The following is a 303-nucleotide window of genomic DNA, read 5'->3' on the forward strand; positions in this document are numbered from 1 at the left end:
TATCGTCCATTGAGTTTGCATAAGCTGATTTGTTTGCATGAGCTACCAGTAAGAAAGTTACATCTTGAAAGAGCAACTTCAAGCGTGTAATTCTTCTAAGCATTGGCTCGAAGTCTTTACCGTAGATAATATCGCCATTTCTTAGCATTGTCATAAGGTTGTCTAAAATAACGAACTTGATATCATTTTCTTTGATGTACTCATACAATAAATTCATGTGGTGCGAATCATCAAGCATAAACTCGCCACCTGTTAAGAAATGCAAGTCTTCTGGTGCATTATCTTTATTTCTAAGCCTTTTGT

The 303-nt window shown here is 35.6% G+C and carries 1 protein-coding gene; it reads right to left on the reverse strand.

Features of this window, described 5'->3' with window-relative positions; all coding sequences use genetic code 11:
- A partial coding sequence (locus L979_RS16540; RefSeq protein WP_047692903.1) for an AAA family ATPase occupies window positions 1-303 on the reverse strand: 303 nt, incomplete at both ends.

Origin of the sequence: Kocuria sp. ZOR0020 (assembly GCF_000800955.1) — a bacterium.
Taxonomy (GTDB): domain Bacteria; phylum Actinomycetota; class Actinomycetes; order Actinomycetales; family Micrococcaceae; genus Kocuria; species Kocuria subflava.